The sequence below is a fragment of the Oscillatoria sp. FACHB-1407 genome, assembly GCF_014697545.1.
GTDB lineage: Bacteria > Cyanobacteriota > Cyanobacteriia > Elainellales > Elainellaceae > FACHB-1407.
In genome coordinates this window covers 509,656-521,888 of the sequence record NZ_JACJSA010000002.1, presented here as the reverse complement: position 1 = coordinate 521,888, position 12,233 = coordinate 509,656, and the positions used below count along the sequence as shown (strand labels likewise).

Below are 12,233 nucleotides of genomic sequence, written 5' to 3'. Positions count from 1 at the left end.
AACATGGGCAGTACCGTACCATGTCAAGAATTTGTAGGCTGAGATCTTACGGAACAGCTTAAGATTGTCTTTGCAAAAGTTATCGAAGCTCGCTGTATAGAGAAAATTAAGTGTTAAGCAGGCTTCATCACGAGAATGCCGTAGGCATCCGGCGATAGATAACGTTGAGCTGCCTCCTGCAAATCGAGGGGGTTGAGGCTCTGAATGTAAGCGGGATAGTTTAAAGCGGGTTCTAAATCGCCCATGACCGCGTGATAGTAGCCATAAAGCCCGGCGCGATCGCTTGGGGTTTCGTTGCCAAAGATATAGCGGTTGGCAACCAGTGTCCGCACCCGTTCGATTTCGGTTGTAGTCACGGGTTCCGTTTGTAGTTGTTGAATATGACGGGCGATCGCCGCTTCCACCACAGGCACGTTCTCCAGAGGCAACTGCGCCACGATGTAAAACACGCCTTGCGTGGTGTAAGTCATGTTGCTGACAGAGATTCCTGTCACCAACTGCTGATCTTCTCGCAACTCCCGCACCAATCGGGCTGTACGTCCCTGCCCCAAAATTGATGCCAGCGCATCTAAAGCATAGGTCTGTGCCACATCTGCCATACCGGGAACCCGCCAGGTCATGACGATTCGGGCTTGTTGCAGGCTCTCATCAATATATTCCTGCCGCACAATTCGGTCAAAGGGTTGCTCTAGCTCATGGTGCAATAGCTCTGGCAACTGAGCATCCGATCGCATAGGTCGATGAGCCTCAGCCGTTTCAAAGCTTTCTGCCACGATGTTGATCAACTGCTCTACGGGCAGATTGCCGACTGCTACGGCGGTCATGGATTGAGGCTTATACCAGGTAGCATGGAAGTCGCGCATCTGTTGAGCGGTGAGATTTTCAACCACTTCTGACAAACCCAGCACCGGACGACGATAGGGCAGGCGATCGAACGCCATTTCCATGGAGCGGTAGAAGGTGCGCCGACGGGGATTGTCGTTTGCCCGACGGATTTCTTCCAAAATGACCGATCGCTCCCGCTCAAACTCCTCATCGGGGATTGCCGCATTCAAAGCCACTTCAATTTGTAGTGGAGCCAATTCAGCAAAATCGTGGGGGGCAGTTGTGATGTAGTAATGCGTGTAGTCCTGACTGGTTGCCGCATTGGTTACGGCTCCTCGTTGCTCAATACTGCGCTCAAACTCGCCCAGTTGCAGCCGTTGAGTGCCCTTAAAGATCATGTGTTCGAGGAAGTGAGCCATGCCGTTAATAGCATCTGACTCGATCGCAGAACCGATACCCAGCCACAGGCTGAGGTTGACTGCCTCAACAGGCATCTGCTCTGCAACAATGGTCAATCCATTGGGAAGCCGATGAACCGTAGGGGAATTGAGACGAGATTCCAGAGAGGAGGGGAGGAGGGTTGGGATCATGAAAACCAGATGAATTGACCGTCTTCACCTATCTTAACTATTACCGTTAGTCACTCAGGGCTTATGGACTACAATTCAGCAACTTTTTTGACCTCTCTCTGTGGGTTCAATGCATTTTGTGAAGCTAATGGCTACCCGTAAATGAAGTCAATGGAATGACTCAAATCGGGGGATCATCCGTCTCGTATAGCGTTCGCGCCCCAAGCAGACTGTGAGCTTTATGTCACCAAGCTCTACACCTGTGTCAGGAATCCCTCTATGATGGAGGTATTAAGAATTGTAAAAACTCCTCATTCGCCCGTGCTCTATGACCAGCCTATCTTCTCAGAGCCAACCCGCAGCTAACTCCAACGCTAAAGTTGTCGTGATTGGAGCGGGGATCGGTGGCTTAACAGCAGCAGCATTGCTGGCGCATCGGGGTTATTCGGTGTTGGTGCTGGATCAGGCGATCGCTCCAGGGGGGTGTGCCTCGACCTTCAAACGGCGCGGCTTCACCTTTGATGTCGGAGCAACCCAGGTCGCAGGACTGGAACCGGGGGGTATTCATCACCGTATTTTTTCAGAGCTTGGCATTGAGCCTCCAGAGGCGACTCCCTGTGATCCGGCGTGTGCCGTATATCTGCCGGGTGAAACAGAGCCGATTCGCGTCTGGCGTGATCCGGCAAAGTGGCAGGCTGAACGGCAGCGACAGTTCCCCAACAGTGAACCCTTCTGGCAATTGATGGCGGATCTGTTTCGCTACAGTTGGGCGTTTCAGTCTCGTGATCCGGTGTTGCCGCCGCGCAACGTCTGGGATCTGTGGCAACTGACGCAGGCGGTTCGTCCCGATACGCTGTTGACGCTACCTCATACCTTTTCTACGGTGGGTCAGGTGTTGCGGAGCTATGGGCTAGAGGGCGATCGCCGCCTCAAAACGTTTCTTGATCTGCAACTCAAGCTTTACTCGCAAGTGGACGCAGAGGAAACCGCTTTACTCTATGCGGCAACAGCTTTGGGAGTGTCTCAAGAACCGCAAGGGTTGTGGCATTTGCAGGGCAGTATGCAGGTGCTGAGCGATCGCCTCGTCGCTGCGCTGGAACGCGATGGGGGCAAGTTGTTGATGCGCCACACGGTTAACCGAATTCACACTGAACGGGGAAGAGCGATCGCGGTTGAAATCCACAATCAGAAGACAGGCGAAACGTGGGTTGAACCTGCGGATCAGATTGTGGCAAACGTCACCGTGCAAAATCTCATGCAGTTGTTGGGGGATGCGGCTCCCAACGGATATCAACGGCGAGTCGATAAGTTGCCCCAGTCGTCGGGTGCGTTTGTCGTTTACCTGGGCGTGGAGCAGGCGGCAATTCCGGCAGATTGTCCGCCCCATCTGCAATTTCTCTACGACTACGACGGTCCCATTGGGGAGAATAATTCCCTGTTTGTCTCGGTGAGCCATCCGGGAGATGGTCGCGCCCCCGATGGCAGAGCTACGATTACAGCTTCATCCTTTACGGACCCAACCTTGTGGTGGCAGTGTCAGGACTACGAAGGATTGAAGCAACAATACACGCAGGAGGCGATCGCCCGCTTGTCCCAATTCTTTAATCTCACCCCCGATACGCTAATTCATCAGGAAGCCGCTACTCCCCGCACCTTTGCTCACTACACCGGGCGCGATCGTGGCATTGTCGGTGGAGTCGGACAGCGCATTCCCACCTTTGGTCCCTTTGGCTTTGCCAACCGCACTCCTGTAAATCACCTCTGGTTAGTAGGGGATTCGACCCATCCCGGTGAGGGTACTGCCGGAGTGAGTTATTCAGCCCTGACCGTTGTTCGCCAAATCGAAGCAAGCCATTAGGTTACGTCAGTTCGGTTTAAGAGCCCGGCGAATGAATTCGCGGCTACTAGAGCGAAGTCCGCCGACGCGGACTACCGAAAATCAAGGTTTGACGAACCGACGCAGGTCGGTTTTGCTCCAATAGCGGCGGTTTTAACCGCCGAAATTCTTATCCCGAATCATGTTAGGTTATTTGAGCTTCACACCACGAATGGCGTAATCCAGTAATCGAATCGGATGGATAACCGGAACGGTTTTACCCTGTTGCTCCAGATGTTTCTGAATCTGCAAGGAGCAGCCTGGATTGGAGGATGCAATCAACGTCGCCCCCGTATTCAACAGGTTGTCTACCTTCTGCTGACCCAGTTCCTCGGCAACTTCGGGTTGCAGCATGTTGTAAACCCCCGCACTGCCACAACACAACGCCGCATCAACGGGTTCTCGCACCGTTACTCCCGGAATTTGCCGCAACAGTTGACGCGGTTGCAAACTGATCTTTTGTCCATGTAACAGGTGGCAAGCATCCTGATAGACCAGCGTCAACGGTTCATCTTGTAGAGGAGATAGGGAAGCCGTCAAGCCGATCGCCCCCAAAAATTCTTGAATATCCTTCACTTTGCTGGCAAATGCTTTGGCTTTCTCCCGATAGGTGGGGTCATCCTGCAAAATGTGCCCGTATTCCTTTAAGGTGTGACCACAACCCGCCGCATTGATGATGATGGCATCGACATTGGTGTTCTCAAAACTGTCGATCATCTGTCGTGCTAACGCCTGTGCCTGTGCCTCCTGTCCTTGATGTTGGGGCAACGCCGCACAGCATCCCTGCGACTTCGGAACGACCACCTCACAGCCATTAGCCGTGAGTACGCGAACGGTCGCCTCATTCACTTCTGAGAAAAACAACCGTTGCACACAACCTAAAATCATGCCAACTCGATACCGCTTTTTGCCCTGGGCAGGAATCACATCGGGGATGTTGTCCTGAAATGATTTTGCAGTTACAGGTGGCAGCAGGGATTCCATCGCAGCGAGACGCGGGGAAATTTTTGGCAACAACCCAATGGAACGCATAACCGCTTGAAACCCCAATTTTTGGTAGACAAACAGGGGAATCAGCAACATCCGCAGGCGATCGGGATGGGGAAAAAGCGAGAAGATCAGTTGACGAAACAGGCGATCGCCCAGCGGTCGAGTGTGATTTCGCTCAATTTGAGGACGGGTTGCAGCAATGAGTTGGTCGTATTGCACTCCAGAGGGGCAGGTGGTGACGCAAGCCAGACATCCCAGGCAGGAGTCAAAATGCTGAACCACCGCAGGTGATAGGGGAATCTCTCCTTCGTTGACACCATCCATTAAATAGATTCTGCCTCTAGGCGAATCGGTTTCCTTACCAATCACCCGATAGCTGGGGCAGGTAGACAAACAAAAGCCACAGTGAACACAGGCATCAATCAGCTTTGGCTCTGGGGGATATTTGGCATCAAAAGTGGGAGTCGGTTCGAGAGCGGTCATAGCGAGAGGAAGGGAGAAAGGATAAATGATGAAGGATAAAGGATAAAAGGGAGGAGGCGCGATTTATCGCGTCTGGCAGTGGGGAGTGGAAGGAAGAAAGGATAAACGATGAAGGATAAAGGATTAAAGGGAAGAGGCGCGATTTATCGCGTCTGGCAGTGGGGAGTGGAAGGAAGAAAGGATAAACGATGAAGGATGAAGGATAAAAGGGAGGAGGCGCGATTTATCGTGTCTGGGCGAAGGGTGTGAGGTATCTGTCCATTGTCAATCGTCAATCGTCAATTGTTGGTTGCTTATCAACCCTGCTTCTTAACCCATGACCATTGACTATCAACCACTGACCATTGACCACTGACCATTGACTATCAACCACTGACCATTGACCATTGACCATTGACTATCAACCACTGACCACTGACCATTGACTATCAACCACCAACCACTGACCATTGACCACTGACCATTGACCACTCCCTATCTCAAATACCACTAACAAACCGTTGTGGGTTGAGCAGTTGATGTGGATCAAACTGACATTTGAGTTGTTGCATCAAGGAAAGCGCGTTTCCGGTGTACCCCCACAAATCAAACTGTCGTTTGAAATCGGTGGGTGCGTTCAAAACGGTGAGAAATCCTTGATGGGCTTCACACAGTTGTCGCAAAGTGGGCAGGACTGGGAGGGATTCGCGATCGCCCCGAAACATGCCTAACCCGCTACCCGCATGGATGGCGCAAGCCCCTTCTGGGATCAGACTACTCAGTTTATCGAGGAGACTGACGGCTTGATTGGGCAATACTCCCAGTTTGACAACAATTGCAGGTTCATGGATCTCTGGCTCCATTGGTTTTCGCAATGCTTCCCAGAGAGTTTGTTGATGAGCGTCATCTACCGCGATCGCCTCTAACCCTAAAGCCTCACCGACTCGCAACAGTTGCTCTGCCTGCTTTTCGACACTCACTGCTAAGCTCTGAAAGCGCACTACGAGAGCGATCGCCGCCTTAAACCCAAGCGTCTGACTCAGGTGAGGTGACACTAACTCTACAGAGGTTGGAGTCAGGGCAGAGGCTACAAGGGTTTGAGTCGCTTGAGCGATCGCCGTTGCAGAACCTGTCAAAACCACAGTACGAGAGCTTTCGGGCAATGGATACACGCGAAATGTCACCTGACTGATGATGCCCAACGTGCCGTAGGAGCCCGTAAACAGCTTCATCAAGTCGTAACCCGCCACATTCTTGACAACTCGTCCCCCGGCTTTAGCCCGTTGTCCATCCGATCGCACGATAGAGATGCCGATCAGCATATCGCGGATGCCGCCATAACGATGGCGCAATGCTCCAGTATCAGCGGTTGCGACGATGCCTCCCAGTGTGGCTTGTTCAGAATACAGTGGGTCGATCGCCAAAAATTGATTCGCTTCCGCCAGTTTCGCTTGCAGATCAGCCAACGGAACTCCTGATTCGGCAGTGACGGTCAGGTCACCGACCGCATGGTCGATCAGACGATTTAGCCGTGCCGTACTGACGACTAACTTGACATCACTGGCTAACCCACCCCAGGCGAGTTTGCTGCCACTGCCACAAATCAATAGGCGTTGGCGATCGCGATCAGCAGCACCAACCACTTCTGCCAATTCCTCCTGCGTTTGGGGATATACGACGCATTCGATCTGAGTGTTAGGTTGCACCGCCGATAAGAAGCGGGCTTGTGTCGTTGGCTCGATTTCTTCCCAGCGTTGAACTGCCCCTGAACCGACAATACTCTCTAGCTGATGGGCGATCGCACTCATCCGCCTGATGACCTCTTTACTAACCGCTACCGTTCATTCTCCCACTTTAGGGATTGCGCGATCGCGTTCCACTCCACCGCAACCACGGCTCTTCATCGTCTGTTCCCCAGTAGCCGTTAAATCGGGAGAAATCTTCAGTAAAGCTCGCTTCTAAAACACCTGTTCCATATTTGTCCTGCCAGTCACATCGAATGGTCTGCACTTCAGCCATCTGGCAGTTAGATAGCAAACCTGGAACAGAGCCACTCGGTTCAACCATGGTGTAGCGACCTCGCAATGAGCCATCAGTTGCCTGAATAAATTCTGTCGTCGCGGGAATAATCTCACCTCCATTCCAAATGCGACTCTCATAGGTGCCGATCGCTTGAGTTGTCCAGTCCTCAACAGGTTGAGCCGTGGTTGCTACCGCAGTCATACCCAGCAATAAACTCGTCATCGCCAAAGTGGTAATCGTCAAACCTTTCACAGTTTGCCTCCTGAAATAATGGCTTGCTTTAGAGAAACCTTCAATCCAATCTAAATCCATTCCCTGAATTGCTTCTCAAAGGACAAAGTTCATCATTATTAATAAAAAAGTTTTCCCTGCTCTGACACCAAGATACTTATGCCCTTCTCCCTTGGGAAATGGGTTCACTTTTAGGCTTAAGAACCCGATATTGGAGAAATTTTCCCTCGTTTAGTTGGAGAACTGGCACTTACACAGCTAGCTTCCTAACAGGTTAGGGCTTTGGTGCAAGGCGATCGCCCAGACAAGTAGGAAAACTTGGGCAAAATCATTATTTTTCAAGGAGTATGTGTTTTTGCTTTTTGTTCTCTTTTTTATTAAAAGCTAACCCAAGATTTCAAATAAGCTTTATTTCTGTTTTGGCAGAGTTTTGAAGAGAGTCAATAAGGTTTATCTACTTTTTAGTCCTTCATCCTTCATCCTTCATCCTTATCTATTTATGAAGTCCCTTTCTTTTCCCAGTCACTTCAGTCAATAATGCAGTCACTGATTGATGAGGCTAAGGCTATGGGTTGCAAATTCTGCAACCCAGCTATTTTTAAGAATCACCCCATAGGAGAACCCCTAACGTGAAACTCGCAGTGTATGGCAAGGGTGGAATCGGCAAATCCACAACAAGCTGCAACATCTCCGTTGCTTTAGCCCGACGTGGCAAAAAAGTATTACAAATCGGTTGTGACCCCAAACACGACAGCACCTTTACGCTGACTGGCTTTTTGATTCCCACGATCATCGACACCCTCCAATCTAAGGACTATCACTACGAAGATGTGTGGCCCGAAGATGTAATCTACAAAGGCTATGGTGGCGTGGACTGCGTTGAGGCAGGTGGCCCTCCGGCAGGTGCAGGTTGTGGCGGTTATGTGGTGGGTGAAACCGTCAAACTGCTGAAGGAACTCAACGCCTTTGATGAATATGACGTAATCCTGTTTGACGTATTGGGTGACGTGGTGTGCGGTGGGTTTGCGGCTCCCCTCAACTATGCCGACTACTGCATGATCGTCACGGATAACGGGTTTGACGCTTTATTCGCGGCAAATCGCATTGCGGCTTCCGTTCGGGAGAAAGCCCGCACCCATCCTTTGCGCTTGGCAGGGTTGATCGGCAATCGCACCTCAAAGCGCGACCTGATCGAGAAATACATCGAAGCCGTACCCATGCCCGTCTTGGAAGTATTGCCTTTGATCGAAGACATTCGTGTCTCACGAGTGAAGGGTAAGACTCTATTTGAGATGGCAGAGTCCGATCCCTCACTGAACTACGTCTGCGACTATTACCTCAATATTGCGGATCAGATTCTGGCTCGTCCTGAGGGCGTTGTTCCCAATGATGCGCCCGATCGCGACTTGTTCTCATTGCTGTCTGACTTCTATCTCAATCCACAAACACCAAAAGTTGCTGCAAAAGATGAGGAATTAGATCTGATGATGGTTTAGGAGGTAGGAGCAGCGACCAGACAATCCATCGGTTGCCTATCTCCCTTAAACCTTTAATCCCAAGCCTCGTATGAACATTGAGCATCTCCGCCGATCGCTAAAAGCCTCCTGGTTAAACTACTACCGTGAAAATCGATCCTGGCTCGTTCGCCTGGGAGTCTGGGTCAACTGCGATGGGCAACGGCGTCCCTCCTCCAGTTTTATCCTGGCAACTCTCTCGACTCTGGAACCTCAACTGACTCAGCTTCTACCGTTGATCGTGGATCTCAGCAGCAATCCCGATCGCATCGTTGTAGCTCTGGGGTTGAACTTCAGCCCAGATGAGGAGCTAGAAACATTGGGTGAGGTCGAAGGTAACAATGTCAGACTATTACCCGGTGGAGAGCGAGCGTTTCGCGACTCCCGCAACGGAACGCTCATCGAAGAAAAAAAGCCCTCTGCTAGTCGTTTGCCCGTCGCCATTGATGAGTCCTGCCAGGGAGTCAGAAATGAGGAGGGCGTGAGAATTAGAGACACTTAAAAGGAAACCCATTTATGACTCTGGCAAATCCTGAACCTCAAGCTTTAAATTTTGAGTGCGAAACTGGCAACTATCACACTTTCTGCCCCATTAGTTGCGTCGCATGGTTGTATCAAAAAATTGAAGATAGTTTCTTCTTGGTCATTGGCACAAAGACCTGCGGTTATTTTCTGCAAAACGCGATGGGCGTGATGATTTTTGCAGAACCCCGTTACGCCATGGCAGAACTCGAAGAAGGCGATATTTCAGCCCAACTCAACGACTATGAAGAGCTGAAACGGTTGTGTACGCAGATTAAGCGCGACCGCAACCCCAGTGTGATTGTCTGGATTGGCACCTGCACCACCGAAATCATCAAAATGGATCTGGAGGGCTTGGCTCCCAAACTCGAATCGGAGATCGGCATTCCCATTGTGGTTGCTCGCGCCAATGGTTTGGACTACGCCTTTACCCAGGGCGAAGACACCGTGTTAGCCGCAATGGCGCAGCGTTGCCCCGACAAAGCTCCAGAAGCCGAAAAAGAAGACAGAAATGCGATCGCTAAGTTGCTCAACTTTGGACGCAAAAAAGAAGAGGTTGCCGCCGAAGAGTCAGAGTATGTCAACCATCCGCCTCTAGTATTGTTTGGCTCTCTGCCCGATCCCGTTGTCACTCAATTGACGTTGGAACTGAAAAAACATGGCATTAAGGTATCGGGTTGGTTACCGGCCAAACGTTACACCGAGCTACCTGTGCTGGAAGAGGGTTATTACGTCTGTGGCGTGAATCCCTTCCTCTCGCGCACTGCCACGACCCTAATGCGCCGCCGCAAGTGCAAGCTAATTGGCGCACCCTTCCCCATTGGTCCCGATGGGACTCGCGCCTGGATTGAGAAAATCTGCTCCGTTTTTGGCATCACTCCCAAAGGGTTAGAAGAACGCGAAGCCCAAATCTGGAACAGCCTGGAAGACTACATCCAGTTAATTCGCGGCAAGTCTGTCTTTTTCATGGGCGACAACCTGCTAGAAATCTCCCTGGCACGCTTCCTGATTCGTTGTGGCATGACGGTTCCCGAAATCGGCATTCCCTACATGGACAAACGCTATCAAGCCGCAGAGCTTGCCTTGCTGGAGAAAACCTGCAACGAAATGGGCGTAATCCTACCGAGAATTGTTGAGAAGCCAGATAACTACAACCAAATTCAGCGCATCAAGGAACTCAGCCCTGATCTCGTCATCACAGGTATGGCTCACGCTAACCCCCTGGAAGCTCGTGGCATCAATACCAAGTGGTCAGTTGAGTTTACCTTTGCCCAGATTCATGGATTCACTAATGCGCGTGACATTCTAGAACTGGTCACTCGTCCGCTACGTCGCAATAACAATCTTAAAGACTTAGGTTGGGACAAATTAGTGCGTGAAGAAGCCAATGTTTGAACTTGCTTAAAAGCTAATGATCTCCATCTCAAAACAAGAATCCCTGCTAATAACAGGGATTTTTTTTACTATTTTTCTAAAGTTTTGGGACTACTTCTGTTGCAATTTCAAACATTGCCAGAGACATGCCTATTAAAAATTTCTGTCTGTAGAGCTTCTTTTTACAAACTACTTAGGATTGTGGATTTAATCAATCTGCGAACTGTACGAGCAGGTTTAGTAGATCAATCTGAGCTTTGCAATGGATTTGACGGCAAAACCCGCCCCTGCCAAATATCAAACTTATTGAATTCCGATTCCTGAGGATGACGATAGCCACCCCAACTGGAAGATGAAAAGGGTACATAGGTAAATTTTCTGGTTAGAGCGAAGTCTCACCCCTCCTATTCATAACCAATTTGTGAACACTGTATAGAACCGCAATGTTACTTAAATCCTGCCTTTAAAGATGTTTGCAGTTCATCACCTGCTAAAAAGTTTGGATAAGTGAGTTTGGCTCACAAGAGAGATAGCGATCGCTCGAAAAATTGTAGAAGAGGTAACAGCGCGTTTTACGGAGATGCTTAAGTACATCTCTCAGTGGTTAGGCAATTATTTGCAGACTAGGTTCACTCAATCTTTACATAACTAGCCTAAATTTATGATCCCTCTGAAGATCGCGTAAAGATGCTGGCAAACCAGATGACGCTTATTGTAAACAATGTAACATTAAGCTGACATTGAGCCATAATTGGTGCTTATTGTTAGAGCGCGTAATGCATTTCTGTAAAGGGTAACTCCTCCAGGAAGGTAGTTGCTTTGAACCAGGATTGCTCTTATCTAGAAGTACGAAGCTCTATACCGAGCTGATTATTCAGGGTGATTGGAGGAGGCTATTTGTTTGGATTAGCAAGTTACTTGATGATGGCGTTTTCAGTTAACTTTAGCTTTCAGCAAAGTTGATCCGACCAAACGGTTTTACTCTGACACCCCTCTAGTATTGACCCCCAGTTTGAAGTGGTTTTGGTATCTGTAAGTTGCCTGACTGCTGGCGTTGCCCCTACGTTTCTCATTCTTTATTAATGACGTTGACTTTACGGTTTTAGTGGTGACCTCTACTTTTTTTAGGTCGCGACTAGCCTCTTCTTTACATGCCATTCATTTACGTCTGGGTTGGTAATCGTATGCCTGCATTTACTCTTCAACAAAAGGACTTTTACATCATGCGAGCGATCGCATCTAGCCTACCCAAAGCCCTTGTCTTAAGTACCTTGCCCGTTGTCGCTCTCGCTGTGAGTGAGCCAGCCCAGGCAGCACAACTGACAGTTCAAAATGCATCTTTTGACGAAGGGGTTTCCCTTGGACCAGGGGGTTTTACGACCGATGTAACAGGTTGGACACAGAGTGCAGAGCTACCAGCTGGACCCATTGTCTCCGGGGTCTATCGCCCACCCTCTGGTAATTTCAATCCACCACCTGCACCAGATGATTATGTAGCCTACATCAACGCAGGATTCCTCGTTCAAGAGTTAACGAATGTCTTAGAACCAAATACCACTTACACCTTAAATGTTGATGTAGGTTGGCGGAGTGATCTCGGTTTGGGAGTGCCGCCTAGTTTTAAAGTGCAGCTCTTTGCAGGTACCCAACTCCTTGAGGAAGACACCCTTTCAGAGCTAGTTTCACGCAACGGTTTAAATTTAACTAGCTTTCAGTTTGGAAGATTCTTTGATTCAACACTGACCTTTACTTCTACAGCAACTCCGTTGGGGTTAGGCGAACGGTTGAGCATTCGTTTGTTTTCAGCAGGAGCTCAGACGAATTTCGATAATGTAGCCCTGTTTGCGG

Annotated in this window: 9 protein-coding genes and 1 pseudogene; 5 read left to right on the top strand and 5 right to left on the bottom strand. The window is 49.9% G+C overall.

What is annotated here, in order from left to right; genetic code table 11:
* Positions 1-113: 113 nt before the first annotated feature.
* On the bottom strand, positions 114-1,415 hold the full coding sequence (locus H6G89_RS05435; RefSeq protein ID WP_190504234.1) for a M16 family metallopeptidase: 1,302 nt from the start codon (positions 1,413-1,415) through the stop codon (positions 114-116).
* A 307-nt stretch (positions 1,416-1,722) separates the two neighbouring features.
* Between H6G89_RS05435 and crtD the strand changes: the two genes are divergently transcribed.
* Positions 1,723-3,252 carry a C-3',4' desaturase CrtD gene (crtD, locus tag H6G89_RS05430; RefSeq protein ID WP_190504233.1) on the top strand — a complete coding sequence of 510 codons (1,530 nt, stop codon included), beginning with the start codon at positions 1,723-1,725 and terminating at the stop codon, positions 3,250-3,252.
* Between the two features lie 168 nt (positions 3,253-3,420).
* Here crtD and H6G89_RS05425 read toward each other — a convergent pair whose 3' ends face one another.
* The 4 genes from H6G89_RS05425 to H6G89_RS05410 form a co-directional block, all read right to left on the bottom strand.
* Positions 3,421-4,743 carry a (Fe-S)-binding protein gene (locus tag H6G89_RS05425; protein WP_190504232.1) on the bottom strand — a complete coding sequence of 441 codons (1,323 nt, stop codon included), beginning with the start codon at positions 4,741-4,743 and terminating at the stop codon, positions 3,421-3,423.
* Between the two features lie 330 nt (positions 4,744-5,073).
* Positions 5,074-5,214 (bottom strand): hypothetical protein, encoded by a 141-nt coding sequence (locus H6G89_RS05420; RefSeq protein WP_190504403.1) that lies wholly within the window; start codon positions 5,212-5,214, stop codon positions 5,074-5,076.
* An 8-nt stretch (positions 5,215-5,222) separates the two neighbouring features.
* A complete protein-coding gene (locus H6G89_RS05415) occupies positions 5,223-6,530 on the bottom strand; it encodes an FAD-binding oxidoreductase (protein WP_190504231.1) in 1,308 nt (435 codons plus the stop codon).
* A gap of 46 nt (positions 6,531-6,576) precedes the next feature.
* Positions 6,577-6,996: a hypothetical protein gene (locus H6G89_RS05410; RefSeq protein WP_190504230.1), complete on the bottom strand. Its 420-nt coding sequence runs from the start codon at positions 6,994-6,996 to the stop codon at positions 6,577-6,579.
* A 608-nt stretch (positions 6,997-7,604) separates the two neighbouring features.
* On the opposite strand from H6G89_RS05410, the gene bchL reads away from it, so the two are divergent.
* The 4 genes and pseudogenes from bchL to H6G89_RS36355 all read left to right on the top strand — a co-directional run.
* Positions 7,605-8,471: a ferredoxin:protochlorophyllide reductase (ATP-dependent) iron-sulfur ATP-binding protein gene (gene bchL / locus H6G89_RS05405; RefSeq protein WP_190504229.1), complete on the top strand. Its 867-nt coding sequence runs from the start codon at positions 7,605-7,607 to the stop codon at positions 8,469-8,471.
* A 70-nt stretch (positions 8,472-8,541) separates the two neighbouring features.
* Positions 8,542-8,991, top strand: a complete 450-nt coding sequence (locus H6G89_RS05400) for a DUF5331 domain-containing protein (RefSeq protein ID WP_190504228.1) — start codon at positions 8,542-8,544, stop codon at positions 8,989-8,991.
* A gap of 14 nt (positions 8,992-9,005) precedes the next feature.
* On the top strand, positions 9,006-10,406 hold the full coding sequence (locus tag H6G89_RS05395) for a ferredoxin:protochlorophyllide reductase (ATP-dependent) subunit N (protein WP_190504227.1): 1,401 nt from the start codon (positions 9,006-9,008) through the stop codon (positions 10,404-10,406).
* 1,130 nt (positions 10,407-11,536) lie between these two features.
* Positions 11,537-12,214 (top strand): annotated as a pseudogene (locus H6G89_RS36355) (hypothetical protein); the annotation flags it as partial.
* Between the last annotated feature and the right edge of the window lie 19 nt (positions 12,215-12,233).

Bases quoted from the DNA above. Each gene is read 5' to 3' on its own strand.
- H6G89_RS05435 (WP_190504234.1), bottom strand. From the start codon at position 1,415: ATGATCCCAACCCTCCTCCCCTCCTCTCTGGAATCTCGTCTCAATTCC.
- crtD (WP_190504233.1), top strand. From the start codon at position 1,723: ATGACCAGCCTATCTTCTCAGAGCCAACCCGCAGCTAACTCCAACGCT.
- H6G89_RS05425 (WP_190504232.1), bottom strand. From the start codon at position 4,743: ATGACCGCTCTCGAACCGACTCCCACTTTTGATGCCAAATATCCCCCA.
- H6G89_RS05415 (WP_190504231.1), bottom strand. From the start codon at position 6,530: ATGAGTGCGATCGCCCATCAGCTAGAGAGTATTGTCGGTTCAGGGGCA.
- H6G89_RS05400 (WP_190504228.1), top strand. From the start codon at position 8,542: ATGAACATTGAGCATCTCCGCCGATCGCTAAAAGCCTCCTGGTTAAAC.
- H6G89_RS05395 (WP_190504227.1), top strand. From the start codon at position 9,006: ATGACTCTGGCAAATCCTGAACCTCAAGCTTTAAATTTTGAGTGCGAA.